The organism is Thioalkalivibrio sp. ALJ15, from assembly GCF_000383695.1.
In the GTDB taxonomy this organism is placed as follows: Bacteria; Pseudomonadota; Gammaproteobacteria; order Ectothiorhodospirales; family Ectothiorhodospiraceae; genus Thioalkalivibrio.
The window spans coordinates 282,188-307,674 of sequence record NZ_KB912058.1 but is presented as its reverse complement, the minus strand read 5'-3'; the positions used below and the strand labels follow the sequence as shown (position 1 = coordinate 307,674).

At 66.3% G+C, this 25,487-nt stretch carries 28 protein-coding genes; 10 read left to right on the top strand and 18 right to left on the bottom strand.

What is annotated here, in order from left to right; all coding sequences use genetic code 11:
- Positions 1–32: 32 nt before the first annotated feature.
- Together G015_RS0108265 and G015_RS0108260 are read right to left on the bottom strand one after the other, a co-directional pair.
- The gene (locus G015_RS0108265; RefSeq protein ID WP_255325698.1) at positions 33–935 is read right to left on the bottom strand and encodes a LysR family transcriptional regulator; all 903 of its coding nucleotides are present in this window, start codon (positions 933–935) and stop codon (positions 33–35) included.
- A gap of 129 nt (positions 936–1,064) precedes the next feature.
- The gene (locus G015_RS0108260) at positions 1,065–1,454 is read right to left on the bottom strand and encodes a hypothetical protein (protein ID WP_017925307.1); all 390 of its coding nucleotides are present in this window, start codon (positions 1,452–1,454) and stop codon (positions 1,065–1,067) included.
- A 50-nt stretch (positions 1,455–1,504) separates the two neighbouring features.
- Here G015_RS0108260 and sohB point away from each other — a divergent pair, with 50 nt between their 5' ends.
- The 3 genes from sohB to G015_RS0108245 all read left to right on the top strand — a co-directional run bounded on the left by sohB (position 1,505) and on the right by G015_RS0108245 (position 4,600).
- Positions 1,505–2,587 (top strand): protease SohB, encoded by a 1,083-nt coding sequence (gene sohB / locus G015_RS0108255; RefSeq protein ID WP_018649326.1) that lies wholly within the window; start codon positions 1,505–1,507, stop codon positions 2,585–2,587.
- A gap of 62 nt (positions 2,588–2,649) precedes the next feature.
- Complete coding sequence (locus G015_RS0108250) at positions 2,650–3,150, top strand: DsrE family protein (protein WP_018138414.1); 501 nt, start codon at positions 2,650–2,652, stop codon at positions 3,148–3,150.
- 118 nt (positions 3,151–3,268) lie between these two features.
- Positions 3,269–4,600, top strand: a complete 1,332-nt coding sequence (locus G015_RS0108245) for an ethylbenzene dehydrogenase-related protein (protein ID WP_020146460.1) — start codon at positions 3,269–3,271, stop codon at positions 4,598–4,600.
- 29 nt (positions 4,601–4,629) lie between these two features.
- Here the strand turns inward: G015_RS0108245 and G015_RS0108240 are convergent, their stop codons facing one another.
- A complete protein-coding gene (locus G015_RS0108240) occupies positions 4,630–5,604 on the bottom strand; it encodes a hypothetical protein (RefSeq protein WP_020146459.1) in 975 nt (324 codons plus the stop codon).
- Positions 5,605–5,718: 114 nt separating this feature from the next.
- Here G015_RS0108240 and arsS point away from each other — a divergent pair, with 114 nt between their 5' ends.
- From arsS to G015_RS0108210, 6 genes are all read left to right on the top strand, one after another.
- Positions 5,719–6,678 carry an arsenosugar biosynthesis radical SAM (seleno)protein ArsS gene (arsS, locus tag G015_RS0108235; RefSeq protein WP_020146458.1) on the top strand — a complete coding sequence of 320 codons (960 nt, stop codon included), beginning with the start codon at positions 5,719–5,721 and terminating at the stop codon, positions 6,676–6,678.
- Positions 6,679–6,795: 117 nt separating this feature from the next.
- Entirely contained in the window at positions 6,796–7,191 is a 396-nt protein-coding gene (locus G015_RS0108230; protein WP_020146457.1) for a DUF302 domain-containing protein, read from the top strand.
- Between the two features lie 62 nt (positions 7,192–7,253).
- The gene (locus tag G015_RS0108225; protein WP_020146456.1) at positions 7,254–7,751 is read left to right on the top strand and encodes an ATP-dependent zinc protease; all 498 of its coding nucleotides are present in this window, start codon (positions 7,254–7,256) and stop codon (positions 7,749–7,751) included.
- Complete coding sequence (gene rimK, locus G015_RS0108220; protein ID WP_020146455.1) at positions 7,748–8,653, top strand: 30S ribosomal protein S6--L-glutamate ligase; 906 nt, start codon at positions 7,748–7,750, stop codon at positions 8,651–8,653. Before G015_RS0108225 ends, rimK begins: the two co-directional genes overlap by 4 nt.
- On the top strand, positions 8,653–9,723 hold the full coding sequence (locus G015_RS0108215; RefSeq protein WP_020146454.1) for a succinylglutamate desuccinylase/aspartoacylase family protein: 1,071 nt from the start codon (positions 8,653–8,655) through the stop codon (positions 9,721–9,723). The genes rimK and G015_RS0108215 overlap by 1 nt, the downstream gene beginning before the upstream one ends.
- A gap of 76 nt (positions 9,724–9,799) precedes the next feature.
- Positions 9,800–11,140: a TlpA disulfide reductase family protein gene (locus G015_RS0108210; protein WP_020146453.1), complete on the top strand. Its 1,341-nt coding sequence runs from the start codon at positions 9,800–9,802 to the stop codon at positions 11,138–11,140.
- On the opposite strand, the gene G015_RS0108205 is transcribed toward G015_RS0108210, so the two are convergent.
- Both G015_RS0108205 and G015_RS0108200 read right to left on the bottom strand, forming a co-directional pair.
- Complete coding sequence (locus tag G015_RS0108205) at positions 11,137–12,732, bottom strand: hypothetical protein (RefSeq protein ID WP_020146452.1); 1,596 nt, start codon at positions 12,730–12,732, stop codon at positions 11,137–11,139. The two genes, G015_RS0108210 and G015_RS0108205, sit on opposite strands and share 4 nt — an antisense overlap.
- Positions 12,733–12,760: 28 nt before the next feature.
- Positions 12,761–13,354: a cytochrome b gene (locus tag G015_RS0108200; RefSeq protein ID WP_020146451.1), complete on the bottom strand. Its 594-nt coding sequence runs from the start codon at positions 13,352–13,354 to the stop codon at positions 12,761–12,763.
- A gap of 113 nt (positions 13,355–13,467) precedes the next feature.
- Between G015_RS0108200 and G015_RS0108195 the strand changes: the two genes are divergently transcribed.
- Complete coding sequence (locus tag G015_RS0108195; protein WP_018138404.1) at positions 13,468–14,193, top strand: HAD family hydrolase; 726 nt, start codon at positions 13,468–13,470, stop codon at positions 14,191–14,193.
- Between the two features lie 26 nt (positions 14,194–14,219).
- Here the strand turns inward: G015_RS0108195 and arfB are convergent, their stop codons facing one another.
- The 13 genes from arfB to G015_RS0108130 all read right to left on the bottom strand — a co-directional run bounded on the left by arfB (position 14,220) and on the right by G015_RS0108130 (position 25,478).
- Complete coding sequence (gene arfB, locus G015_RS0108190) at positions 14,220–14,639, bottom strand: alternative ribosome rescue aminoacyl-tRNA hydrolase ArfB (RefSeq protein WP_018138403.1); 420 nt, start codon at positions 14,637–14,639, stop codon at positions 14,220–14,222.
- 13 nt (positions 14,640–14,652) lie between these two features.
- Positions 14,653–14,925: a hypothetical protein gene (locus G015_RS0108185; RefSeq protein ID WP_018138402.1), complete on the bottom strand. Its 273-nt coding sequence runs from the start codon at positions 14,923–14,925 to the stop codon at positions 14,653–14,655.
- Positions 14,926–15,129: 204 nt separating this feature from the next.
- Positions 15,130–16,722 carry a peptide chain release factor 3 gene (locus G015_RS0108180; protein ID WP_020146450.1) on the bottom strand — a complete coding sequence of 531 codons (1,593 nt, stop codon included), beginning with the start codon at positions 16,720–16,722 and terminating at the stop codon, positions 15,130–15,132.
- Between the two features lie 142 nt (positions 16,723–16,864).
- Positions 16,865–17,668: a tetratricopeptide repeat protein gene (locus G015_RS0108175; protein WP_018994014.1), complete on the bottom strand. Its 804-nt coding sequence runs from the start codon at positions 17,666–17,668 to the stop codon at positions 16,865–16,867.
- Positions 17,669–17,824: 156 nt separating this feature from the next.
- Complete coding sequence (rimI, locus tag G015_RS0108170; RefSeq protein ID WP_026182202.1) at positions 17,825–18,304, bottom strand: ribosomal protein S18-alanine N-acetyltransferase; 480 nt, start codon at positions 18,302–18,304, stop codon at positions 17,825–17,827.
- A gap of 94 nt (positions 18,305–18,398) precedes the next feature.
- Positions 18,399–19,202, bottom strand: a complete 804-nt coding sequence (locus G015_RS13625) for a uracil-DNA glycosylase family protein (protein ID WP_026296445.1) — start codon at positions 19,200–19,202, stop codon at positions 18,399–18,401.
- A 3-nt stretch (positions 19,203–19,205) separates the two neighbouring features.
- Positions 19,206–20,015: a CDP-diacylglycerol--serine O-phosphatidyltransferase gene (gene pssA, locus G015_RS0108160; RefSeq protein ID WP_018138397.1), complete on the bottom strand. Its 810-nt coding sequence runs from the start codon at positions 20,013–20,015 to the stop codon at positions 19,206–19,208.
- A complete protein-coding gene (locus G015_RS0108155) occupies positions 20,012–20,680 on the bottom strand; it encodes a phosphatidylserine decarboxylase (RefSeq protein ID WP_018138396.1) in 669 nt (222 codons plus the stop codon). Before G015_RS0108155 ends, pssA begins: the two co-directional genes overlap by 4 nt.
- 63 nt (positions 20,681–20,743) lie before the next feature.
- Complete coding sequence (gene ilvC / locus G015_RS0108150; RefSeq protein ID WP_018138395.1) at positions 20,744–21,760, bottom strand: ketol-acid reductoisomerase; 1,017 nt, start codon at positions 21,758–21,760, stop codon at positions 20,744–20,746.
- A 91-nt stretch (positions 21,761–21,851) separates the two neighbouring features.
- Complete coding sequence (gene ilvN / locus G015_RS0108145) at positions 21,852–22,346, bottom strand: acetolactate synthase small subunit (protein ID WP_018138394.1); 495 nt, start codon at positions 22,344–22,346, stop codon at positions 21,852–21,854.
- Positions 22,347–22,368: 22 nt separating this feature from the next.
- Positions 22,369–24,087, bottom strand: coding sequence for a biosynthetic-type acetolactate synthase large subunit (ilvB, locus tag G015_RS0108140; protein WP_018138393.1), 1,719 nt, complete (start codon positions 24,085–24,087; stop codon positions 22,369–22,371).
- A gap of 165 nt (positions 24,088–24,252) precedes the next feature.
- On the bottom strand, positions 24,253–24,462 hold the full coding sequence (locus G015_RS0108135; protein ID WP_018138392.1) for a fimbrillin family protein: 210 nt from the start codon (positions 24,460–24,462) through the stop codon (positions 24,253–24,255).
- A 110-nt stretch (positions 24,463–24,572) separates the two neighbouring features.
- Positions 24,573–25,478, bottom strand: coding sequence for a carbamate kinase (locus tag G015_RS0108130; protein WP_020146449.1), 906 nt, complete (start codon positions 25,476–25,478; stop codon positions 24,573–24,575).
- Positions 25,479–25,487 lie beyond the last annotated feature (9 nt).

The window sequence follows — 25,487 nt, the reverse complement described above, 5'->3', positions numbered from 1 at the left end:
GCGCAGGCAGGGCTTCGCCTGCAGGCAGGCTCCTACCGTTCAGGGGGCTCTGACGAGCTTCCGCCGAAGGCGGCCTCCAGGGCCTCCATCAGGGCCTGGCTGGCGGCCCCGGCGCGGTCGCGATCCGCGTGCGCCATGTAGAACGGCACCTCGTGGCGCGTGCCTGCCTCCAGGTTCAATTCGACCAGACACCCCTGCTCAAGATCCTCCGCGATACGATCCAGCGGCAGCCAGGCGAAGCCGATCCCGGAGCACAGGATCGCGCGCGCGGTACTCATGTGCGAGACCGTCCAGCGCTGGTCGGCCTCGAGCCAGCCACCCTCCCCGGCCTGCTGTTCGCCGGAGTCGCGCACCACGATCTGGCGCTGCGCCTGCAGGTCCCGCCGCGTCAGTCGTCGGCCGTCGGCCAGCGGATGTCCCGGGTGTGCCACGCAGACCATGATCTGATCCGCCAGCCAGACGCCCAGATAACCGCCCGGCAGCTCCGGCGCGATCAGGATATCCACCCGGCCTTCGCGCAGGAGTTCCGGGCCGCCGCTCAGGACGACCTCCTCCAACTGGACACGGGTGGCCGGATAGGTATGGGAAAAGCGCTCCAGCGCCTGGATCACCGGGCCCCGCGGCAGGATCTGATCCACCGCCAGCCGCACCTCGGACTCCACACCGGCGGCGAGCGCACCGGCCAGGGCCTCGATCTCGGCGGCCTCCTCCAGCAGGTGCTCGGCACGGCGCAGCAGCGCCTCGCCCGCCGGGGTCAGCACCGCCTTGCGGCCCTGGACTTCGAAGACCTCGACGCCCAGGCGCTCTTCCAGCTTCTGCACCGCATGATTCACACTGGAGGGGCTCTTGTGAACTTGTTCCGCGGCACGAGCAAAACCGCCGGCGGCGACCACCGCCTGCAACATGCGCCATTGCTCCAGGGAGACGCGGATCAATGGACCCGCCTACGTCGGCATCCAGGAGTCCACGCCAGGACGCGGCGGCCCCGTTCTGGTGACAGGCTGCACCGCCACTGCCGCGGCTTCTCAGCACACAGCATCGAACCAAACGCCGCCCGATTCATCCTAGTGTTCCTCGGGGCACCCGCAGCCGGTCTTGTGGATACGCCGATGCCATTCCTCGCGCATCCGCGCGCAGGCGGTCGTGGTCATCAGCAGCAGATGGACCGTGGAGGGGTAGATCCGGCCATCCATGCGCAGGGTCTCGGTCAGCTCCGGGTCCTTGCCCTCGGGGATGTAGAAAAAGTCCTGCCCCTCGCGCAGCTGGTCCTTTTGCGCCTTAAATAGACGAAAGGCCGTGCCCTTGGGCACGCCGTTCCATTCGTCGATCTGACGCAGGCTCAGGGTGGCGTACCCCGCATGAATAATCGGTTCCGGCGGGGTCGCGCTGGCGGAACCCTCACGCCCGGGAAACAGTCCTGCACTACGGGGGTCTTCGTCGCTTTCGATCCTCATGCTGGCATTATGGCATGCCGAAAGCCGGCCGACGGAACAGGACGACACGGATGGAATTGTTACAGGAATACGGGCTGTTCTTCGCCAAACTCGTGACCGCCCTCGTAGTGGTGCTGATCTTCGTGAGCGCCGTGGCGGGGGTGGTCGCCAAGAGCCGCGAGAGGCGGCCGGACCGCCTGACGGTACGCAAGCTGAACGATCGCTATCGCCGCATGGAGAAAACCATTCGCCACGCGGTCGAGGGAAGCGCGACCTGGCGGGCCCGGCTGCGCAAGAAGCTGGGATGGCGCGGCAGCGATTCCTCGCCCGGCGAAGGCGAATCCACCGAAGCGCCAAAGCCGGAAACCCCGACCGAACACCCCGGCCCGGATTCCGGCGAACAGGAACGGCCCAGGGTGTATGTGCTGCACTTCAACGGCGACATCCGCGCCTCCAGCGTCGACAGCCTGCGCGAGGAGGTCACCGCAATCCTGACCCTCGCCCGCCCCGAGCAGGACCGGGTGATCGTATGTCTGGAAAGCCCGGGCGGGCTCGTCCCGTCGTACGGCCTGGCCGCCTCGCAACTGGCCCGCCTGCGCGACCAGGGACTGGACCTGACCGTCGCGGTGGATCGTGTCGCGGCCAGCGGCGGGTACATGATGGCCGCCGTGGCAAACCGCATTGTGGCGGCACCCTTCGCGGTGCTGGGGTCGATCGGGGTCGTAGCCCAGATTCCGAACCTCCACCGCTGGCTGGAGCGTCATGACATCGATGTCGAACTGCTGACCGCCGGTGAGTACAAGCGCACCCTGACCGTACTCGGGGAGAACACGGACGAGGGCCGGCGCAAGTTCCGCGAGCAGCTGGACGAGGCGCACGACCAGTTCAAGACGTTTCTTTCCCGCTACCGCCCATCCCTGGACCTGGAGAAAGTGGCAACCGGCGAGCACTGGTACGGCGAACAGGCACACGATCTGGGCCTGGCCGATGAACTGCGAACCAGCGATGATCTGCTGCTGGAGACCAGCCGCGAGGCCGACCTGTTCGAGATTACCTATACGCGCCCGCAGCGCCTGAGCCGACGCGTCACGCTGGCGATGGAATCCATCGTCGAGCGTGCGCTGCGCGGCAGCGCTCCTCATGAACGGCTATAACCGGGGAAGAAGCGCCCAGCCCCAGTCGTCCAACATCAAGAACCGACCCGGAGGACACGACCATGCAACATCGCTCCCGCACCCCTGCTTTTTTGCTCTGCCTGCTTGCCGGCATTGCCCTGTTCGCGTTGCCGCTGGCGGGCAGTGCGGACGACAAGATGCCCTGGGGCTCGGCCGAGATGATGGACCGCGAATACGAGCCACGAAAGGTGGTCTACGACGTCTATGTGGATACCGAAGACGAGCTGAACATGGTGCTCGATCGCGTCAGCATGCTGAACAACGTCTACGAGTCCGATCCGTTCGAGGCCCACATCGTGCTGGTTTTGCATGGCCGCGAGGTCCCGTTCTTCACGCGCGACCAGTTCGAGGAGCGCGAGGAAACCATGCGTCGCGCCAAGTCCCTCAGTGAAGGCGGCGTCATCGAGTTCCGCATGTGTGAGGCCTCCGCCCGGCTGCGCGGCATCGACCACGAAGACGTCCACGGCTTTGTGAACCTGGTGCCGATGGCCGACGCGGAGATCATCGAACTGCAGCACGAGGGCTACCTGCTGATGCAGTAGGAACCTGCCTCCAGGCAGACGCGGGCACCCTGGCGTCTGCCTGGTCACGCGCCTTCGAGGCGCGCGCCGAGTGGGCTTCTCCACGCACCGCCGAACCTGTCCCGAGGAACGACCGCTCATGAAACGACGCCTGCTCGCCTTTCTGCTCGCGGCCACCGCCCCCGCCCTGGCCATGGCCGACGAACCGCGGATGAACGACCCCGATCGCAATGTCTACATCCCCGGGGCCAGCGAAAGTCAGGGCGTGTTGCGGGTCGCAGCCGTCTACAACGGCGACCGCATCCGGATTCACTACGAATACGAGACCAACAGCCCCAGCTGGTATCACCAGTACTGGCGCTACGAGGATGGCGAATGGGTGCGCTATGGCTCCGGCGGCCCGGAGCCGGACGAACACGGCCTGTACGAAGACCGCATCTCGATGATGCTGGACGACGGTTCGGTCGAGGACTTCGTGCGCCTCGGTGGCTGGATGACGGCGCACGCGGGAATGCGCAGCCTGAGCTCGGAGATCGATCGCGACGACGTGCGCGACCACCCCAAGCTGGGCGAGGAGATGGGCCGCAGCGACGTGCGCAAGTACCTGCCGCAGACCCGCGAGACCGAGGACCCGGAAGACGTCTCCTGGGACGCCATCCGCGACAAGGACGAGCTAGAGGCGATGCGCGACGACGGCGAGTTCCTCGACCTCTGGCAGTGGCGCGCCCATCGCAGCCACCCGATCGGATACGCAGACAACGGCTATGTGCTGCACTACCGGCTCGCCTCCGAGGGCGACAGCATGTTCACCACCAACTGGGATGACGACGCCGACCAGCCCGCCTACATGTTCGACCCCGACCAGGTGGGCGCCCCGGCCCTCGACTGGGAGCGCCTGGTGGCCGGCGAATACGGCCAGAACGACCCCTACTTCCTGTCGGAAGAGAATTCAGTGACATTCGACGCCGACTACGACTGGCAGGATGGCGACACCCTGCCCCAGCGCTTCCTGCGCGAGCCCAGTGGCAGCCGCGGGGCGATCGAGGCCAGCGGCGGCTATCAGGACGGGGCCTGGCGCATCGCGCTGACCCGCTCGCTTGACGCCCCGGACCCGCGCGACAGCAAGGCACTCGAGGAGGGCAACACCTACAACGTCGCCTTCGCTGTACATAACGGCACCGGGGCCCGCTGGCATCTGGTCTCGCTGCCCCTGACGCTGGGTCTGGATGGTGGCGAGGCCGACATCGAGGCCCAGTACGCGGATGGACACCTGGATGATGTTGATCTGGAGTGGACCGAGATCCCGGTGTTCTATCCGGGGCAGATGACCTACCAGGATCTGCACGGCGACACGCACGGGGCCGGCGGCCCGCTCGTGCGTGATGGCGACCTGGGCGTGCTTGACGCTCACGATCCGGAGGGCCTCGCGGACCTGATCATCGAGCACGAACTGCGTCAGCTGGAGGACTAGGGAGACCAATATCTCCCCAGGACTGATCGTCAGGTCGACCCGGATCGATCCAAGGATGCCTGCGCGGCAGGAAACAGGCGCGGCATCCAGCGCAGGTAGCCGAGCATCCCGAACAGTTCGACCAGTGACTGCAGCACGATGACCATGACGGCCGCGTGCAGGGCCTCCGGCAGCGCAAGGGCCACCGGCAGGACGACAAACGAGTTGCGCGTGCCCAGGCTGAACGCCAGCGTGCGCCCCTGCTCGCCGGGCAGGGCGAAGGCCCGTGCGAGACCCCATGCCAGCGCGGCCGCCCCGAACAGGAACAGCAGGTACACCGGGATCACCCCCAACAGCTCCCGCCCGCCCTGGAACACCACCGGGGCCTCCACCAGCGCGATCATTCCCACCACCAGGGCCAGCAGCGGAACGGTGGCGACCGCGAAGCGGTGCTGCCAGACCTCCACACGCCCCCGCAGCCTGAGCGCCTGTTCCAGCAGGATGGCCGCCAGCAGCGGCAGGCCGATCAGCAGCGCCGCCGCAGCGAACACGGCCGGCGACATCAGGCCCACGGCCTCCCCTGGTCCCAGGATGATGGCCAGATAAACGGGCAGCATCAGAAACTGGGCCGCCAGGCTCACCGGTGCAAAAGCCGCGGCACGCGCACCATCGCCCCCGCCCTGGCGGGCAAAGGTGATGAACCAGTCGGTGCAGGGCATCAGCAGCACGAGCAGGATGCCCAGCCGTATCGCCGGGTCGGCGGGGGCCAACGGCAGCAGGGCGACCAGCAACAGGGGTACCAGCACAAAGTTCCCGACGAGCGCGGCGGCCAGGAAGCGGCGGTCGTTAAAGGCGAGCCGGATCGCCTCCCAGGGGATCTGTGCAAAGGTGACGAACAGCAACAGACCGAGCGCGGCCCATAGCCAGGTAGTCAGCCCATCGCCAAACCCCGGCCAGAGGCTGGCCAGGATCAGCCCCAGAACAATCGCGGCGAGATAGACCCAGACCTGAAGGCGCTCCAGCATCCCGCTACGGTATCAGAACCCCACCCGCCGTCCGGCTTCGTTGTCCGCGATGCCGCGACCGGTCAGGCTTGGGGTGTTGCATTGCGTTCGTATCCGCACCGTTCAGAGGATGTGATGATCCAGCAAGAGCCATTGGTCGCCTACCACGATTTCCCGCCTGTAACACGCGACCGGCTGGAAACCCTGCAGGCCAACCTCGGCTATGTCTGCAACCAGACCTGCTTTCACTGCCATGTGAACGCCGGGCCGAACCGGCGCGAGATCATGCCGCCGGAAGTGATCGACGAACTGCTCGCCTGCTGTGATCGCTGCGACATCCAGACCCTGGATCTGACCGGTGGCGCCCCGGAACTGAACCCCGGTTTCCGTGACCTGGTCCGCGCCGCCCGCCAGCGCGGGATACACGTGATCGATCGCTGCAACCTCACCATCCTCGGTGAACCCGGGCAGGAGGACCTGGCAGCGTTCCTGGCCGAGCAGGGCATCGAGATCGTGGCCTCGCTGCCCTGCTATCTGGAAGAGAACGTCGATGCCCAGCGTGGCGACGGTGTGTTCGAACGCAGCATTGCAGGTCTGAAGCAGCTCAATGCCCTGGGTTACGGCCAGCCCGACAGCGGGCTCGGTCTCAACCTGGTCTACAACCCGCAAGGGCCGAGTTTGCCGCCCCCGCAGGCCGAACTGGAGGCCGCCTACCACGAGCACCTCGAGCGCGAGTACGGCATCCTTTTCAACGCGCTGTTCACGATCACCAACATGCCCATTCACCGCTTCGCCAAGACGCTAGCGCGTGAGGGCCGTTACAACGCCTACATGCAGACGCTGCGAAACGCCCATCAGTCGTCTAACCTCGCGAGCGTCATGTGTCGGACACTCGTCTCGGTCGACTGGCAGGGATACGTGCACGACTGTGACTTCAACCAGATGCTGGGGTTACCCCTGGGGGCCGGTCGCGGCCACCGCGTCCACATCGGCGAGCTGACGCCCGAGTACCTGGCGCAGGCACCGATCGCGGTCGGCGACCACTGCTACGGATGCACGGCCGGCCAGGGTTCCAGCTGCGGCGGGGCGCTTTGATCCCCCCGCGACCATTCAAGTCCTCAACCACGATGAAAAGGAATTCGTCACGAAAAAACCCTTCTGGCCACCACACTGTCGCTCGCCCTCGCCGCCACGTCCGCGCAGGCGTTCGATGTGGACGGCATGATCACCAAGCCCAGCCCGCACTCGGCCGCGGAAACGCTGGACCGCCTCGAGTCCGCCCTGCAGGCGAACGATGTCAACGTCGCCCTGCGCTGGGATCACGCCAGCAAGGCCGCGGGCGAGGACATTGATCTTGGCCCGACCGAGCTGCTGCTGTTCGGCAATCCGGCCCTGGGCAGCCACATGTTCACCAGCCGCCAGCACGCGGGCATCGACCTGCCGATGAAGGCGCTGGCCTGGACCGATGCGGAAGGACAGACCTGGCTGGCCTATAACGATCCCGAGTGGCTGGCCGAACGCCACGGGATCGACGATCGCGAGGATATTGTCGAGCAGATGAACAACGCGCTCGACAACCTCTCCGGTGCGGCGATCGCCGACGACTGAACACCAGCAACCGGCGGGCGATTCGTTATAGTGGGGGCCAGACCCAATGTCCCGGGAGACTCATGGATCGCCCGCCTCATTACAATCCGTCGGCGCGTGCCGAAGATGTGCTCGGCTGGCGCGAGTGGGTCGGCCTGCCGGATCTCGGCCTCGGGTCCATCAAGTGCAAGGTGGATACCGGCGCGCGCAGCTCCGCGCTGCATGCCTTCTATATCGAGAGTTTTACCCGCGACGGGCGTGAATGGGTACGCTTCGGCATTCATCCGTACCAGCAGGATGACCAGACCGAGGCCTGGTGCGAGGCCCCGGTACTGGACGTGCGCAACGTCACCGACTCCGGCGGCCATAGCGGCGAGCGTTACTTCATCGCCACCCGCGCTAAAATCGGTGATCGAGTCATCCCTCTGGAACTCTCCCTGACCAGTCGCGATACCATGCGGTTTCGTATGCTGCTCGGGCGCGAGGCCATGCGGGGGCGGTTTCTGGTGGACCCCCGCGCCTCGTTCCTGCTCGGGCGCCCCGCTCCACATCCTGCAACGCCGGAATCCATGCCCGAATGAAGATTGGAATCCTCTCGCGCAACAGCAAGCTCTACTCCACCCGGCGTCTGGTCGAGGCCGCCCAGGAACGCGGTCACGAGATCCGCGTGGTGGACCCGCTACGCTGCTACATGAACATCACCGCGCACAAGCCCCAGATCCACTACAAGGGCGATGTGCTCGACCAGTTCAACGCGGTGATTCCGCGTATCGGCGCCTCCATCACCTTCTACGGCAGCGCCGTGCTGCGCCAGTTCGAGATGATGAGCGTCTATCCGCTGAACGAGTCGGTGGCCATCTCGCGCTCGCGCGACAAGCTGCGCAGCCTGCAACTGCTCTCGCGCCGCGGCATCGGGCTCCCGGTGACCGGGTTTGCCCACTCCCCCGATGACATCGACGATCTGCTGGCCACCGTCGGCGGCGCGCCTGCCGTGATCAAGCTGCTGGAGGGCACTCAGGGGCTGGGGGTCGTGCTGGCCGAGACCAATCAGGCAGCGGAGAGCGTAATCCAGGCCTTCATGGGTCTGAAGCAGCACATCCTGGTGCAGGAGTACATCAAGGAGGCCAAGGGCTCGGACATTCGCTGCCTGGTGATCGGCGACAAGGTCGTCGCCTCGATGAAGCGCCAGGCGAAGGAAGGCGAGTTTCGCTCCAACCTGCATCGCGGTGGCAGCGCGAGCCTGTGCCGCATCACCCCCGAGGAGCGGGCCACGGCGGTGCGCGCGGCCAAGGTGATGGGGCTGAACGTCTGCGGCGTGGACCTTTTGCGCTCCAACCACGGCGCGGTGGTGATGGAGGTGAACTCCTCGCCGGGGCTGGAAGGAATCGAAAACGCCTCCGGAAAGGACGTGGCCGGCATGATCATCGACTTCATCGAGAAGAACGCCAAGCCGAACCGCACCAAGACCAAGGGCCGTGGCTGATGGCCACGCCCCGGGCCGACCGGAACGACCCGATCACGATCGGCGGGACGACCGTCCGCCCGGGTGAGCGCCGCACGGTGGAACTGCAGCTCGGTGCCCTGTACACCCACACCCCGACCAATATGCCCGTGCAGGTGCTCTGCGGACGACGCAAGGGGCCGGTGCTGTTCATCAGCGCCGCCATCCATGGCGACGAGATCAACGGCGTGGAGATCATCCGCCGCCTGCTGAAGATCCCGGCACTGCGGCGCATGCGCGGCACGCTGCTGACCATTCCCGTGGTCAACATGCACGGCTTCATCAACCAGAGCCGCTACCTGCCCGACCGCCGCGACCTGAATCGCTGTTTCCCCGGCTCGCCCAAGGGCTCGCTGGGGGCCCGGGTCGCACGGCTGTTCATGCGCGAAATCGTCCACCGCAGCACCCACGGGATCGATCTGCATACCGGGGCGATCCATCGTTCCAACCTGCCGCAGATCCGGGCCAACCTCGACCACCCGGAGACACAGGCGCTGGCGCGCGCATTCGGCGCGCCGGTGATCCTGAATTCCGCGCTGCGCGACGGCTCCCTGCGCGAGGCCGCGGCGGAGCGCGACACCCCGATCCTGCTGTACGAGGCTGGCGAGGCACTGCGCTTCGACGAGCTGTCCATCCGCGGCGGCGTGCACGGGATCATCGAGGTCATGCGGCATCTTGGCATGCTGCCGGCGAGCCGGCGGCGCACCCCGCGCGAGCCGATCATGGCTCGCACCAGCGGCTGGGTACGCGCCCCGCAAAGCGGCATCCTGCGCAGCTTCGTCCGTCAGGGCGACCGCGTGGTCCGCGACCAGACGCGCCTGGCGATCGTCTCCGACCCCTTCGGCGAGACCGAGACCGAGGTCCTCGCCCCGGCCTCGGGGATCATCATCGGCCAGCTCAACCTGCCGCTGATCAACGAGGGCGATGCCCTGTTCCATATCGCCCAGTTCAACCGGACCGATCTGGCGGTGGAGCGCCTGGAGACCTTCCAGGAAAACCTCGAGGCCAGCGACTACCCCTACGCCGACGCCCCGCGCCCGGAAACGCCCTGACGTTCACACTCGCGGGGGATCAAAACCCGCAGCGGTCGCGTCTAGGAACTGAACCTATTCCATTAGAACCCTGCCCATGATCCCTCTGCCCCTGTGGCTCAGTGCCCTGCTCCTGACTGGCGCCCTGTGTGCCAGCCCCGCCCTGGCACAAGAGATTGCCGAAGAGACCCCGGACGATGCCCAGACCGGCGCGGTCTCGGCCGCCACCAGCGTCGATGCGGGCGGGGCCGAGATCCCGGTCGAGCGCTACCCCGCCGATGGCGAGGCGGTGCTGCTGTGGTTCCCGTCCGAGCACGGGCTGCTGGACGGCCACCGGCAGCAGGCCCTGGCGCTTCAGGCTGCCGGCGTCGAGGTCTGGCTGGCGGACCCGTTCGCCGGGCATTTCCTGCCGGAGGCCGCCTCCAGCTTCGACGAGATGCCGATCGAGACCGTGGGCGACCTGATCGAGGCCACACACGCGGAGGACGAGCGTGCGGTGTTCGTGTTCGGCAATGACCGCGCCTTGCCCTGGCTGCTCACGGGCCTGTATCACTGGCAGGAGGAGCACCCCGAGGCAGAACACCTCGCGGGGCTGATCATGATGAGCCCGTACCTGCATACCGGCGTGGACACCGACGAGGCCGAGATGCAACCCATCGTCGGCGTCACCAACCTGCCGATCTACATCATCCAGCCGATACTCTCCCCGCAGTTCCAGCACCTGGGCCTGATCCGTTCGACCCTGAGCGACGGAGGCAGCTCCGTCGGGGCGCGCCTGCTGCCCGAGCTGCGTGACCGGTTCTTCTTCCGCCCCGATGCAATGGAGGCTGAACTCCTGGCACGCGAGATCTTTCACCAGGAGCTCGTCTACGGCATGGACCTGTTGCGTCGCCTGCCGGCCGCGCGCACCGCCGCCGCATCCGACGACCTGGACCTGAGCGTGAACACGCCCACCGGCGGCGACGTCCAGCTGGATACGCTGGACGAACCCGTCACGGCGCCCGAACTGGTCCGCCCGGACCTGGCCGGCGAAGAGCACCGTCTGGAGGACTATCGTGGCGAGGTCGTGCTGATCAACTTCTGGGCCAGCTGGTGTCCGCCCTGCGTGCACGAAATGCCGTCGATGCAGCTGCTGGAAGACGAGCTGCGCGAACAGGGCTTTCGCATCCTCGCGGTCAATCTTGGCGAGGACGAAGAGACCATCCGGGACTTCATCGAGAACGAGGTGCAAACGGAGTTCACCATCCTGCTCGATCCGGACCAGGAGTCGCTGAACGACTGGCGCGCGATGGCCTACCCCACCAGCTATGTCGTCGACCGCGAGGGCAACCTGCGCTACTACCTGTTCGGCGCGATCGAGTGGACCGAGCCCGGCGTCGTCGACCAGATGCGCGAACTGCTCGAGGAAGACTACAGAGCCCTGGACGGCGACGATTAGTCCGAATCAGGTGCCGCCCCGAACGCCTCGCGCAGCCACTCGCGCAGGGCGTCAAAGCCATGCTCCGCCCGCTCCGAAGGCGGCTGCATGCCCGGGACGAACCCGTATTCGCGAAACGGCTCCAGCAAGGCCGGATCGCCGCTGATGATATGCACGGGCACGGCCCAGCTAGCGTCCTGACCAGTCACCAGGGCGGCCGGCTGGTGATCGCCCAGCATGAAAAACAGCGTGTCCTCGTCCGCATACCGCGCCGCATAGCCCCCGGTCACCTCCAGCGAATAGCGCACGGACTCCGCGTAGTACTCGCGCACGCGATCGAAGTCCCGCCACAGCCCCTCTGGTGTCGGCCCTTTGCCAGCCCACTCGTCGAAGACCGCGCCGTCCCCGACCGCCTCCCAGTCCTCCAGCACCGGCAGGATCGGGGTCCACGGCGCATGCGAACTGATCAGGGCCAGCATCGCGAATACCGGGCGTTCCGAGGGCCCGCGGATCTCGCGCTCGAAGAACGACCAGGTGTACTGATCCGGCATGGTCACCCAGAAAAACGGCGGCCCGGCGTAGTCGAATCCGTGCTTGTCGACGATCCGGTCCCAGCGAAACCACTGCCCCTCCGGCCAGTCGAGCTGGATCGCCGGGGCCAGCATGGTCGTCTCGTGCCCGGTCGCCTGAAAGTCCTGCACCAGGGTGTCGCGGGTCTGCGCCTGCAGGGCGTCGTAATGTCCGGCGTAGCGCACCTGCAGGCCCGTGAGCAGCGAGGCCTGCGCCAGCCAGGACTGTCCACCCGCGATCGGGGCCTCCAGCACGCCGGTCACCACATGCAGGTCCGCGGCGTCGAGCTGCTCGCCGATGGACTCGAGGCTCGGCACAATCACCGGGGCATAGCGCTCGTCGAACACAGCCGAGACCCCGTAGGACTCCACCAGCCCCAGGATCACGTCCACGTCACCAAGACCTGGCAGAGGGCGCCCCTCGGCCTGCTCGCGGGTCTGTGCCAGGCGCTCGCGAAACGCCCGGTTCTCCGCCAGCGCCTCCTGCCCGGCCACGATCTGCTCCTGGACCGAAACGAGCCCGGGCGCGGCCGTACCCGGCGGTGCCGCACCCCGTGCGGAGACGACCGCCCCCACCAATCCAAGCGTGAGCAGACCGACCGTAACGGACAGGGGTACTCGGCGCAGACGCTCCGGATGCGCGGTCAGCGCGAACAACCCGCGGCCCGCGCCCGCGATCACCGCGACCAGCCCCACGATCAGGACACCGGCCAGCGCCACGGTGGCCCAGACATCCAGGTTGCCGGTCACCAGCCGGTAGACCGCGTCCAGCAGGATCCAGTCCTGCATTACGTTCAGGGGGCGCACCAGACTGACGCGGGTCAGGGCATCGAACAGCGCCAGCACCACCAGCGCCAGCAGAACGAATCCGGCCAGCCAGGCCAGCGCGCGCGCCATCCGCCCAGAGGGCAGCAGCGCGAACAGCCCGACCAGCAGGACCGCCTCCCAGGCCAGCCAGTGCGGGCCGATACCCGCGTACCGGGGCACATCCAGTCCCAGCAGCACGAGGTTGAGTGCCGCGAGGGTCAGCAGCAGTCGAATCACGGGCGGACGGGCATTAGGGAAACACTGATCAATGTACACGCTCGCGCTGCGGGGAACCGAACGTCATCCGCTGCAGGACACCATCCCGTCGCACACGCCAGTGGTACAGGGCCGCCGAGATATGACCCAGTGCCAGCACCAGAAGGGTGATCCCCAGGATCTGGTGCCAGGCAAACAGGCTCTCCGACAGCGCCTCGTTTTCCGGGAACAGCCCCGGCAGGATCAGCGGACCCAGCTGCACCGGGTAGCCGCCGGCGGCCGTGGCCCACCAGCCGATTACCGGCATCACGATCAGCAGCAGATACAGCAGCCCGTGGACCGACTCCGCGGCAATGCGCTGAGCCGGCGGCAACGCGACCGCGTAGGGTGGTTTGCCGTGACGCAGGCGCAGGCCCACACGCACCAGCATCAGCAGCAGCACCAGCACGCCGAAGCTCTTGTGCCAGGTGTAGATGGTGTCGGTCGTGCCTTCGCCAAAGCGCTCCTGGAGACCCTCGAAGCCATACCAGCCAATGGTCCCGCCCAGCGCCAGCGCACCCAGCACCAGCACGGCGACCGCCCAGTGCACGATCCGCTGGCTCAGGGCGTAACGCGGCCACACTCCGGTATTGTCCGTCTCCATCCCGCACTCCCGTTCGTGTATGCCCCCAACATGCCGCCCCCACAGCATGCCCGCAACCCCAGCCCGGCTGACGATATCCCCCATTGGCCATACCGGGCCATTATGCTTTGAGGATGCGATCCTCCATCCCCAACCCCACGCCGCTGACCGGCGTACGCTGCCTGACGTTCGACCTCGACGACACGCTGTGGCCGGTGATGCCGGTGATCCACCATGCGGAGGCGCGCTTCTACGCCTGGCTGCGCGAGCACGCGCCGGCGGTCTGCGAACGCTTTGATCCGCAGGCCCTGATTGCTGAACGGGCCGCCTTCATGCGCGCGGCCCCGCAGAGCGAGCGCCACGACCTGACCGGCCTGCGCAAGCGCTGGCTGCGCCGGCTGGCCACGGATTGCGGCTGCTGTCCCGATCTGCTCTCGGGCGAGGGATTCGCGGTGTTCTGGCATGCGCGCAACGAGGTGACGCCCTTCCCCGAGGCGGATGGCGTGCTCGCCACGCTGTCGCGTCACTTCCGGCTGGGCGCGATCAGCAACGGCAATGCCGATGTCTTTCGCACCCCCCTGGGGCGCCACTTCGACTTTGCGATCGCGGCGGGCGAGGCCGGCGCGGCCAAGCCCGACCCGGTGATCTTCGCCCAGGCCCGCGAGCAGGCCAGCGTCGAGGCCAAGCAGATCCTGCATGTGGGGGATGACAGCACCAGCGACGTCCTGGGAGCCCTGAACGCGGGGTTTCAGGCCGCCTGGTTCAATCCCGACGCGCTGCCCTGGGAACACGGGCGCCCCCGACCAATACTGACACTGGGCCGCCTGGGCCAGCTGCCGCGGCATCTCGGGATCGACTAGGCGTCTATCGCCGCAGCCCCACCCTCTCAGTCGGGATCGACGCGGCCGCGCAGGGCCTTCTTGCGGCCACGGTGGGTCTTGCCCTCTAGCCGACGCAGCTTGGAGGCACGTGTGGGCCGGGTCGGCTTGCGCGTCTTGATCGGGCGGCCCGCCTCGCGCAGGAGCTCGGCCAGGCGCTCCAGCGCATCCTCGCGATTGGCCTCCTGGGCACGGTACTGCTGCGCCTTGATCACCACCACGCCGTCCTTGCTGATACGCTGATCACGGCGGCGCAGCAGGCGCTGCTTGTAGACCTCCGGGAGACTGGAGGCATGGATATCGAAACGAAGATGGATGGCCGAGGCCACCTTGTTCACATTCTGCCCGCCCGCGCCCTGGGCCCGGATCGCGGTCAGTTCGATCTCGTCGTCCGGCACCGTAACGCTGTTGGAGATACGCAGGGTCATGGCAGCGTATTCGCTAGCGAAAGTCGCCGTCCTGGATTCGACCCTCGTCATCCAGCTCGGCGAAGAAGCGCGAGTTGTCCTGGCGGTACTCGTGGGTCGCGATCTCGCCCGGCAGCACCAGCGTCACGTCCGGGTAGACGCGCTCGAACTCCTCGGGGCTCGGCCGGGTTTCCAGAAAGTGCAGAAACGGATTCATCTGCTTGACCGTCCCCGGACGCGGCTCCGGCCCGTCGGGCCGCGTCTCGGTCTTGTGGACCGCGCAGCCGCTAACCCCCAGCGCCAGCATCACTGCCACTACGGACATCCATCGAAGTACTCGTGACATGCATCCCTCCGGCGTCAGTCGTATGCAACTTTATTGCGAGGCACCGCAGGCGCCGCAGCAGTCGCAAACTGGCATCAAGCCACGAACCACTGGTTTCGGATGGAGGTCCCCAGGTCGCTACGCTCCTCGCGATGACGGTGCCAACGCAGGGCTCCGGGGTCGCCCCTACTCGGTTGGCTGGCCGTGCTCGCGGGTGGCCTCGAAGCGGACCTCCGGCCATTTCTCCTGCGCCATCTGCAGGTTCACCCGTGTCGGGGCGATATAGACCAGATCGCCGCCGTGGTCGATCGCCAGGTTGACCGCAGCCTTCTCCTTGAACTCCTCGAGTTTCTTCGGATCGTCACATTCGACCCAGCGTGCCGTCTGGACGTTCACGTTCTCGAACTGCGCCTCGACCTTGTACTCGGTGCGCAGGCGCTCGGCGACCACATCGAACTGCAGCACGCCAACCGCGCCCAGGATCAGGTCGTTATTGGTCAGCGGGCGGTAGAGCTGGGTCGCCCCTTCCTCGCACAGCTCCTGCAGGCCCTTGGCCAGCTGCTTCATCTTCAGCGGGTCCTTCAGCTGTGCGCGACGGAACAGCTCCGGCGCGAAGTTCGGCACGCCGGTAAAGGTCAGGTCCTCGCCCTCGGTGAAGGTATCCCCGATGCGGATGGTGCCGTGGTTGTGGATGCCGATGATGTCGCCCGGATAGGCGGTCTCCACATGCTCGCGGTCCGAGGCCATGAAGGTCAGCGCATCGGGGATCTTCACGTCGCGCCCGATGCGCACATGGCGCAGTTTCGCGCCCTTGTCGAAGGTGCCGGAGCAGATGCGCATGAAGGCGATGCGGTCGCGATGTTTCGGGTCCATGTTCGCCTGGATCTTGAACACGAAGCCGGTGAACTTCTCCTCGGTGGGCTCGACCTTGCGCGAATGGGTCGGCCGCGGCAGCGGACCCGGGGCGTATTCTACGAAGTCGTCCAGCAGTTCCTCGATGCCGAAGTTGTTGATCGCGGAGCCGAAGAACACCGGGGTCTGTTCGCCACGCAGGTAGCCGTCGGAATCGAACTCATGTGAGGCGCCCCGCACCAGCTCCATCTCGTCACGCAGCTCCTGTGCCTGATCGCCGAGCACCTCGTCCAGGCGCGGATTGTCCAGCCCTTCGATGATCTCGCCGGTGGACTTCTTGCCACCCTCTTCCGGGTCGTACAGGTGCACCGCATCGCGGCGGATATGGTAGACGCCGCGGAAACGCTTGCCGGACCCGATCGGCCAGGTGATCGGGGCACACTGGATTTTCAGCACCTCTTCGACCTCGTCGAGCAGCTCGATCGGGTCGCGGCCCTCGCGGTCCATCTTGTTGACGAAGGTCATGATTGGCGTATCGCGCAGCCGGCAGACCTCCATCAGCTTGATGGTGCGCTCCTCAACACCCTTGGCCGCGTCGATCACCATCAGCGCGGAGTCCACCGCGGTCAGCGTGCGGTAGGTGTCCTCGGAGAAGTCTGCATGCCCGGGGGTGTCCAGCAGGTTCACGATGCGGCCCTTGTAGGGATACTGCATCACCGAGGAGGTCACCGAGATCCCGCGCTGCTTTTCCATCTCCATCCAGTCGGAGGTGGCATGGCGCGACGCCTTGCGCCCCTTGACCGTACCGGCGAGCTGGATCGCACCACCGTACAGCAGGAGCTTTTCGGTCATGGTGGTCTTGCCCGCGTCCGGGTGCGAGATGATCGCAAACGTCCGGCGCCGGGCGGTTTCCTCGAGAAAAGACATGGTCTTGGGCCGCCTGAGTGAAGCGCGGGAGTTTAACGCGAAAACGGGGCAGGCGTTGCGTTTCCCGGTGCCCGCAATGCAAACGGCCCCGGATCAAGATCCGGGGCCGTTTGCAGCAGGCCCTTAACAATAATGGCTCGCGCTAGCGTGCAGAGGCTCGCTGGATCGCGGAGGACTGTTCGTCCAGCCGGCTCTGGGCCAGGTCCAGATCACGCTGGCTCATGCGCGTCTTCACGGCCTCCATGCGCTCGCTGTCCTCGGCCAGGGAATACCAGACATAGGCCTCGACCAGATCACGCTCCACGCCCTGTCCGTTCTGGTGCAGGCGCCCGAGACCGATCTGCGCATTACGATCGCCTCGCTCCGCAGCCTTGGTGTACCAGCGGGCGGCCTCACCGGGATTCCGGTTCGTCCCGCGACCCGTCTCGTGCAGGAAGCCGTAGTAGTACTTGGCCGAAACCTGGCCCTGCTCGGCCGCCTTGCCCAGCCACTCCAGGGCCTCGCCATTCGACTGCTCGTTACGGGCATAGTGGCTGCCCAGCCAGTACTGCGCATTGGCGTAGCCGAGTTCGGCCGAGCGGGTGTAGTGCTCGAGGGCCTTGTCTTCATCGGCAGCCGTGCCACGGCCGGCGGCAAACATGAAACCAAGGTAGTAGTGGGCGCCCGCATGGTCGTCGTCCGCCGCACGCGCGAACCAGTGCAGCGCCGCGTCGTAATCCACGTCAGTGCCACGGCCGACATAGTTGGCCATACCCACGTCGAACATGGCGCGGGTGTCACCGCGCTGGGCGTTGCCTTCACGAATCTCGTACCAGACGCCGAGCAACTCCTGTTGCCGCTCGACTTCGTCGTAGCCGAAATCCTGGGCCTGAGCCGCACCGACCCCAAAGGCCAGGGGCAATGTCAGGGGAAGAGAGAAAAACAACGCACGCAGGGATCGGGACATGGGGCAGCCTCGCAGGGAATTCCGGCATCAATGCCGGTTACGATCATAGACCGCCCCCCATCCGCGCGCAAAACCCGTCCACGGGTACGAGAACCGCTGGCCGCAAAACGCCCTCCGAACGCCGAAAAAACGTGGCGGACGTCACACTGTGTCGCGTCACGCCCCGGCCGGGGCGTCGCAACGGCAACTCAGCACCCAGGCATCCTCGCGGCCGCTGTGCAACGGGTAGTAGCGCGGCCGGGTGCCGATGTGCTCGAAGCCCTCCGAACGATAAAGCTGGACCGCCGCGACATTGGAGGGACGCACCTCCAGAAGCAGGGCCTCGGCCCTCTGGTCGCAGGCATAGTCGAGCAGGCGGCGCAGCATGAAGCGACCCAGCCCGTAGCCCTGCCAGCGTCGGTCCACGGTCAGATTCAGAAGATGCGCCTCGCCGGCCGCCACGGTCAGCACGGCGTGTCCCACCTGGCGTTCATCCACCTCCAGCACCCAGCAGTCGTATCCGACCCGGATGCAGTCCTCGAAGATGCGCGCGGTCCACGGATAGTGATACGCCTCGCGCTCGATGCCCATCACACACTCGACATCCTCGGCCAGCATGCGGCGCATCCGGGGTTGTACTTGCGGCTCGGCACTCATGGCGTCGGGCTGGATCTCCTGAGTTTATTACCTGGGCTGAACATATAGGCGAGTCCGCGTTCGCTGCGTTCCCTAACACCTACAGTCTGCAGGGTTACCCTCCGGGCGCACTCGTCAGACAGGCCCGCGCGCGCTGCAGATCCTGCCAGGCCCTGGCCTTGTCCTGCGGCTTCCGCAAAAGGTAGGCCGGATGATAGGTCACGACCAGCGGGACCTCACGATACCGGTGCAGGCTGCCCCGCAGGGATCCCAGCGGCTGGTCGGTCTCCAGCAGTTGCTGGGCGGCGACACGCCCCAGCGCCACGATCACCTCCGGCTGCACCAGTGCGATCTGCCGGTCCAGGAAGCCACGGCAGGCCCGGGATTCCTCCGGACTGGGGTCGCGGTTGTTCGGCGGACGACACTTGAGGACATTCGCGATAAAGACATCCTGCCGTCGATCGAGTCCCAGCGCGGCGAGCATGCTGTCCAGCAACTGGCCGGCACGCCCGACAAACGGTTCGCCTCGGCGGTCTTCCTCGACCCCGGGTGCCTCGCCCACGAACAGCCACCGGGCACGGCGGTCGCCCACGCCAAACACGGTCTGCGTACGCTGGGCCGCCAGTTCGGCGCAGGCCGTGCAGTCGCGCACACGGGCTTCGAGCTCGGGCCAGTCCAGAGCCGCAACTTCGACTTCCAGCGGCCCGCTCGCGGGGGACACGAGCGGCTCGGGTATCTCGGGTGTCTCGGGGGGTGCACTGGTCGCTTGAGCCGACGCGGCCTCGGGCATTAGCGGGGCAGTGGGAGGCTCGACGGTCGGGGCTGCGGCCGGCACGCCAGGAAAGGCGCCGTCCCGGGCACGCCAAACGGGGATCCCCATATCGGCCAGGATACGGCGTTTGCGCGCCGACAGGTCCACGCCTCAATCTCCCGAGGGCGTACGGCGACGGTGACGGCGCCAGCGCTCCAGCGTCAGCAGGGGTCCGGACAGGGCGTAAATCACGAAGCCCGCCCAAAGGACCTTGGGCGGATCCAGCGCCAGCAGCATCAGTGCGCCCACCACCCCGACGATCGCCAGGAAGGGCACCCGATGCTTGAAGTCCATGTCCTTGAAGCTGAAGTAGGTCAGATTGCTGACCATCGCCGCACCCGCCAGAACCGTCACGATCAGGATCGCCACCACGTACGGATCGGCCAGATCCGCCGGAATGCCAAGATCCTCGAGCACCCAGACCATCCCCACCACCAGCGCGGCGGCGGCAGGGCTCGGCAGCCCCTGGAAGAAACGTTTGTCGACCACGGCCAGTCGGCTGTTGAAGCGCGCGAGACGCAATGCCGCGGCCGTGGCAAAGAAGAAGGCCGCCACCCAGCCGAGATTGCCCAGATCCTGCAGCTGCCACAGGTACACGACGAGGGCCGGGGCCACGCCGAAGGAGACCAGGTCGGAGAGCGAGTCATACTGCGCGCCGAACTCGCTTTGCGTGTCCGTCATGCGCGCCACGCGGCCATCCAGGGTATCCAGGACCATGGCCACGAACACCGCGATCGCGGCGGTCGTAAATTCGCCATTGATCGCGGAGACAATCGCGAAGAAGCCGGAGAACAGCACCCCGGTCGTGAACAGGTTGGGCAGCAGAAAGATCCCGCGGCGACGCCGGGAACGGCCCTCGTGCCGCTCGTCGGCCCCGTTCATCTCGTCGATATCGCTTGATCTCTCGTCATCCGGCGTCACTCCAGCACCTCCACGGTCGCTTCCTCGTCGCCACTGGCCTCCGGCAGCCCACCGATCACGGTGGAGCCCGCCAGCACCTTCTGGCCGACCTGGGCCATGACCTGCGACCCGGCCGGCAGCCAGACCTCGAAGGTAGCACCGAACCCGGCAAAACCCATGCGTTTGCCGCGCCCGAGTCGATTCCCGGGCACCACATTCTGCAGGCGGATCATGCGCGGCCAGTGATTGACCGACAACGCGAGCGTCAGGCGCGTGCCCTCGTCGGTCGCCAGCGCAAATGCCAGGCGGTGATCGAGCTGCCCGTCCGGCGGGCTATCCGTCTCCTTACCCGGCCAGACCCGCTCCACCACCTTCGATTCCTGCGGGGCATGGACGTTGTATTCCCCCAGGCGTCGCTGACGAATGCGGATCCGCAGGGCTGACTTGCCCGTGAACGGATCGGTCGTCTCGTCGATCGCCTCCACCGTGCCATCGGCCGGGGCAATCACGCCCAGCGCGGGGGCCGCCGCCTTGCGCCGAAGGTCGCGGAAAAGCCCCATCAGCGCCACGGTCAACAGCACCATGAACAGGCCCAGCTCCGCCTCCCCGACTAGCAGCGAGATCACCGCCATCCAGGCGGAGATGATCACGAACAGACGGCCTTCGGGGGCAAGCGGAAACAGCATGGGGTTCTCGGAGGGGGTGCGGGTGCGCGACCCGGGGTCTGTGCCCCGGGTCGCCCCGACGGATCAGTTGCGGGACTTGTCGACCAGCTGGTTGGCCTTGATCCACGGCATCATCGCACGCAGGCGTTCGCCCACCTGCTCGATCTCGTGGGCCGCGTTCAGGCGGCGGTTGGCGGTCATCGACGGGTAATTCATCGCGCCTTCCAGGATGAACTGCTTGGCGTACTCGCCGTTCTGGATGTTCTTCAGCGCCTCGCGCATCGCCCAGCGCGACTCCTCGTTGATCACCTGCGGGCCGGTCACGTACTCGCCGTACTCGGCATTGTTGGAGATCGAGTAGTTCATGTTGGCGATGCCACCCTCGTACATCAGGTCGACGATCAGCTTGAGCTCGTGCAGGCACTCGAAGTAGGCCATCTCCGGGGCGTAGCCGGCCTCGGTCAGGGTCTCGAAGCCGGCCTTGACCAGTTCCACCGCACCGCCGCAGAGCACGGCCTGTTCGCCGAACAGGTCGGTCTCGGTCTCGTCCTTGAAGGTGGTCTCGATGATGCCGGTGCGGCCGCCGCCGATCGCGGAGGCGTAGGACATCGCGATGTCACGGGCCTTGCCGGAGGCGTCCTGCTGGATCGCGATCAGGTCAGGGATGCCGCCGCCACGCACGAACTCGGAGCGCACGGTGTGGCCCGGGGCCTTCGGCGCGATCATGATCACGTCCAGGTCCTTGCGCGGCACGATCTGGTTGTAGTGGATCGCGAAGCCGTGGGCAAACGCCAGGGTCGCACCCTCCTTCAGGTTCGGCTCCAGCACGTCGCGGTACAGGGCGGCCTGGTATTCGTCCGGGGCCAGCACCATGATCAGGTCGGCGCCGGCGGTCGCGGCGTCGACATCGGCGACCTTCAGGCCAGCTTCTTCGGCCTTGGCGCGCGAGGCGGAGCCGTCGCGCAGGCCCACGGTCACGTCCACACCGGAATCCTTCAGGTTGTTCGCATGGGCGTGGCCCTGCGAGCCGTAGCCGATGATCGCGACCTTCATGCCCTGGATGATGGAGAGGTCGGCGTCTTTGTCGTAATACAGATTCATGGCAGTCATTTCCTTGGCAACAGGCCCCGCCAGGGGGCCGATGACGAATAAAAAGTCCGTGCCTGGCCGGCACGGACGAAAACGAAGACGATTACAGCTGCAGCGCGACGTCGCCGCGGGCGATGCCCATCACGCCCGAGCGCACGACTTCCAGCACCGGGAACGGCGAGACAGCCTCGAGGAAGGCATCCAGCTTGGAGCCCTCGCCGGTGATCTCGATCACGTAGGTCTGTTGGGTCACGTCGATGATGCGACCGCGGAAGATATCGGTCAGGCGCTTGACCTCTTCACGGTCGGCGGCCTCGCCGACGCGTACCTTGACCAGAGCCATCTCGCGCTCGATGTGCGGATGCGCGGTCATGTCCAGCAGCTTGATCACGTCGACCAGCTTGTTCAGCTGCTTGGTGATCTGCTCGACGATCTCGTCGGAGCCACTGGTGACGATGGTCATGCGCGACAGCGACGGGTCGTCGGTCGGCGCGACGGTCAGCGATTCGATGTTGTAGCCACGCGCGGAGAACAGGCCGGCCACCCTTGAGAGGGCACCGGATTCGTTTTCCAGCAGGACACTGATGATATGACGCATACGGCTCTTCCCTGTACCCGGTTCAGACCAGGATCATTTCGTTCTGGCCGGCGCCGGCCGGGATCATCGGATAGACGTTCTCGGACTGGTCGGTGAGGAAGTCCAGGAACACCAGGCGCTCCTTCTGCGCGAGGGCCTCCTTGATCGCGCCCTCGACGTCGCCCGGCTTGTCGATACGCATGCCCACATGGCCATACGCCTCGGCCAGCTTCACGAAGTCCGGCAGCGCGTCCATGTAGGACATCGCGTAACGGCCCTGGTAGAAGAATTCCTGCCACTGCCGGACCATGCCCAGGTAGCGGTTGTTCAGGTTCAGGATCTTGATCGGGAGCTGGTACTGGTAGCAGGTCGACAGCTCCTGGATGCACATCTGGATGCTGGCCTCGCCGGTGATGCAGCCGACCGTCGCGTCCGGGTGCGCGAACTGCACGCCCATCGCAAACGGCAGGCCCACGCCCATCGTCCCCAGGCCACCCGAGTTGATCCAGCGGTTGGGCTTGTCGAAGCCGTAGAACTGCGCGGCCCACATCTGGTGCTGGCCGACGTCGGAGGTCACGAAGGCATCGCCCTGCGTCAGCTCCCAGAACTTCTGCACCACGTACTGCGGCTTGATCAGTTCGGACTCGCGGTCGTATTTCAGGCAGTCCTGCGACTGCCACTCGCGGATCTGCTTCCACCAGGCATCCAGCGCCGCTGGGTCCGGCTTCGCGTTGGCGGCGTCCAGCGCCTTGATCAGCTCGCGCAGCACCGGCTCCACCTCGCCAACGATGGGCACGTCGACCTTCACGTTCTTGGAAATCGAGGATGGGTCGACATCGACATGCACGATCTTCGCGTGCGGGCAGAACTTCTCGATGTTGCCGGTCACGCGGTCGTCGAAGCGCGCGCCGATCGCAATCAGCACGTCGGCGTGGTGCATAGCCATGTTGGCCTCGTAGGTCCCGTGCATGCCCAGCATGCCGAGGAACTGCTTGTCCGACGCCGGATAGCCACCCAGCCCCATCAGGGTGTTGGTGATCGGGTAGCCCAGCTTGCGGGTGAACTCGGTCAGTGCCTCGGAACCCCTGCCCAGGATCACGCCCCCACCGGTGTAGATCATCGGCTGCTTCGCCGACAGGATCAGGTCCACCGCCTTGTCGATCTGGCCTGTATAGCCGCCAAAGGTCGGGTTGTACGAGCGCATGTGGATGGACTCGGGATATTCGAACTCGCAGCTCGCCGCGGTCACATCCTTCGGGATATCCACGACCACGGGGCCGGGGCGGCCGGTGGTCGCCACGTAGAAGGCCTTCTTGATCGTGGTCGCCAGGTCCTTCACGTCCTTGACCAGGAAGTTGTGCTTCACGCAGGGGCGGGTAATCCCCACGGTATCCACTTCCTGGAAGGCATCGTTGCCGATCAGGCTGGTCGGCACCTGGCCGGTGAACACCACCAGCGGCACCGAATCCATGTAGGCATCGGCGATCCCGGTAATCGCATTGGTCGCACCGGGGCCGGAGGTGACCAGCGCGACACCCGGCTTGTCGGAGGACTTGGCATAGCCCTCGGCCGCGTGCACCGCACCCTGCTCGTGACGCACCAGTACGTGCGAGACTTTGTCCTGGCGATACAGCGCATCATAGATGTGCAGTACCGCCCCGCCGGGATACCCGAATACGACATCGACACCCTCGGCCTGCAGGCTGCGGCAGAAGATTTCGGCGCCGGTGATGGCGGTGGAGGAACTTGAGGTCTCGGACATGGTGGTCGACTTCCTTACCTAAGGGCTCGTGCGTGATCGTGACGGGATCACCCAGCAGGAATCAAAATAGCCCAACATCCTAATATGAAATGACGATTTTTCCCAGCACCGGGGTGCGGAAAAGCCATCCCGGGAGGCGGCCCAGCATTGTGCAGACAGCCGGCTTCAGTCGTCCGACTTCTTCACGTCCGCCGCGGGCAGACCGGGATTGGTCGGGCGGCGGGCATCGTCGCTGGACATGTCCTGCGGCGCCATCTGCTGTTCCAGCCCTTGCGGCGGGTTCACCTCTTCTTCCTCGCCTCCGCAACCGGCCAGCACAAGCGTGGCGGCAACCGACAGAACGAGGAATCCAGTGATTCGGGCATGGCGGTACATAGTGTTCTTCCTTGCAAGACAGGGGCGTGAACTGGCGAGCTTGCCGTGGCGCCAATGGCTTGGCAACAATCCACCACGGCGAGACGCTGATTCCCGCGCGGGCCCGGACCCTACGACATCCCCACCGGCAGTATCCGCGTCCCGGCCCGCCCCGCAATAATCGCGGCAGCGTCCTCGAGCGCCCCGATCCCGGCACGGGCACCGTATTCCGCGACGCGCCGCGCGGCCTCCATCTTCGGGCCCATCGAACCGGCCGGGAACGACGCGGGGTCGACCGCGCTCACCAGCAATGCCTTCAAGCGCGTGGCGTCAGGCTCGCCCCAGTTCCAGTAGACGCCGTCGACGTCCGTCAGCATCAACAGCCAGTCCGCGCCCAGTTCCACTGCGAGGCGTGCGGCGGTCAGGTCCTTGTCCACCACCGCCTCGATACCGTACAGCCTTCCCTCAGCGTCTCGCGCGACCGGCACACCGCCGCCGCCCGCACAGATCGCGAGGGACCCGCCGTCGACCAGGGTCCGTACGGCCTCCACGCCCAGCACCTTCTGCGGCTCCGGCGAGGCCACCACGCGCCGCCAGCCGTCACCGTCGCGGGCGATATCCCAGCCGCGTGCCTCGGCCAGTGCACGCGCCCGGGATTCACCCCAGACCGGGCCGATGAATTTCTCGGGGCGGGCGAACGCCGGATCGTCCGGGTCGACCTCGGTCTGCGTCAGGAGGCTGGCAACCCGGTCATGGCCCAGGGCGTTGTGCAGTTCCTGCGCAAGGATGTAGCCGATCATCCCGTGGCTCTCGGCGCCGACCACATCCAGTGGCCAGTGGATGGAGTCGGCCTCCGCCTGGCTGGCGAGCAGGCCCACCTGCGGGCCATTGCCGTGGGTCACAACGACCTCGTGCAAGTTTGCGACTGCGGCGACAGCCCGCGCCGCGGCACGGGCGTTGCGCCGCTGGGCCTCGGCCGACGGCGTCTCGCCGCGTTGCAGCAGGGCGTTTCCGCCCAGCGCGATCACGATGCGCATGGCGGCCTC

Bases quoted from the DNA above. Each gene is read 5' to 3' on its own strand.
- G015_RS0108260 (WP_017925307.1), bottom strand. From the start codon at position 1,454: ATGAGGATCGAAAGCGACGAAGACCCCCGTAGTGCAGGACTGTTTCCC.
- sohB (WP_018649326.1), top strand. From the start codon at position 1,505: ATGGAATTGTTACAGGAATACGGGCTGTTCTTCGCCAAACTCGTGACC.
- G015_RS0108250 (WP_018138414.1), top strand. From the start codon at position 2,650: ATGCAACATCGCTCCCGCACCCCTGCTTTTTTGCTCTGCCTGCTTGCC.
- G015_RS0108245 (WP_020146460.1), top strand. From the start codon at position 3,269: ATGAAACGACGCCTGCTCGCCTTTCTGCTCGCGGCCACCGCCCCCGCC.
- G015_RS0108240 (WP_020146459.1), bottom strand. From the start codon at position 5,604: ATGCTGGAGCGCCTTCAGGTCTGGGTCTATCTCGCCGCGATTGTTCTG.
- arsS (WP_020146458.1), top strand. From the start codon at position 5,719: ATGATCCAGCAAGAGCCATTGGTCGCCTACCACGATTTCCCGCCTGTA.
- G015_RS0108225 (WP_020146456.1), top strand. From the start codon at position 7,254: ATGGATCGCCCGCCTCATTACAATCCGTCGGCGCGTGCCGAAGATGTG.
- rimK (WP_020146455.1), top strand. From the start codon at position 7,748: ATGAAGATTGGAATCCTCTCGCGCAACAGCAAGCTCTACTCCACCCGG.
- G015_RS0108215 (WP_020146454.1), top strand. From the start codon at position 8,653: ATGGCCACGCCCCGGGCCGACCGGAACGACCCGATCACGATCGGCGGG.
- G015_RS0108210 (WP_020146453.1), top strand. From the start codon at position 9,800: ATGATCCCTCTGCCCCTGTGGCTCAGTGCCCTGCTCCTGACTGGCGCC.
- G015_RS0108200 (WP_020146451.1), bottom strand. From the start codon at position 13,354: ATGGAGACGGACAATACCGGAGTGTGGCCGCGTTACGCCCTGAGCCAG.
- G015_RS0108195 (WP_018138404.1), top strand. From the start codon at position 13,468: ATGCGATCCTCCATCCCCAACCCCACGCCGCTGACCGGCGTACGCTGC.
- arfB (WP_018138403.1), bottom strand. From the start codon at position 14,639: ATGACCCTGCGTATCTCCAACAGCGTTACGGTGCCGGACGACGAGATC.
- G015_RS0108185 (WP_018138402.1), bottom strand. From the start codon at position 14,925: ATGCTGGCGCTGGGGGTTAGCGGCTGCGCGGTCCACAAGACCGAGACG.
- G015_RS0108180 (WP_020146450.1), bottom strand. From the start codon at position 16,722: ATGTCTTTTCTCGAGGAAACCGCCCGGCGCCGGACGTTTGCGATCATC.
- G015_RS0108175 (WP_018994014.1), bottom strand. From the start codon at position 17,668: ATGTCCCGATCCCTGCGTGCGTTGTTTTTCTCTCTTCCCCTGACATTG.
- rimI (WP_026182202.1), bottom strand. From the start codon at position 18,304: ATGAGTGCCGAGCCGCAAGTACAACCCCGGATGCGCCGCATGCTGGCC.
- G015_RS0108155 (WP_018138396.1), bottom strand. From the start codon at position 20,680: ATGCTGTTTCCGCTTGCCCCCGAAGGCCGTCTGTTCGTGATCATCTCC.
- ilvC (WP_018138395.1), bottom strand. From the start codon at position 21,760: ATGAATCTGTATTACGACAAAGACGCCGACCTCTCCATCATCCAGGGC.
- ilvN (WP_018138394.1), bottom strand. From the start codon at position 22,346: ATGCGTCATATCATCAGTGTCCTGCTGGAAAACGAATCCGGTGCCCTC.
- ilvB (WP_018138393.1), bottom strand. From the start codon at position 24,087: ATGTCCGAGACCTCAAGTTCCTCCACCGCCATCACCGGCGCCGAAATC.
- G015_RS0108135 (WP_018138392.1), bottom strand. From the start codon at position 24,462: ATGTACCGCCATGCCCGAATCACTGGATTCCTCGTTCTGTCGGTTGCC.
- G015_RS0108130 (WP_020146449.1), bottom strand. From the start codon at position 25,478: ATGCGCATCGTGATCGCGCTGGGCGGAAACGCCCTGCTGCAACGCGGC.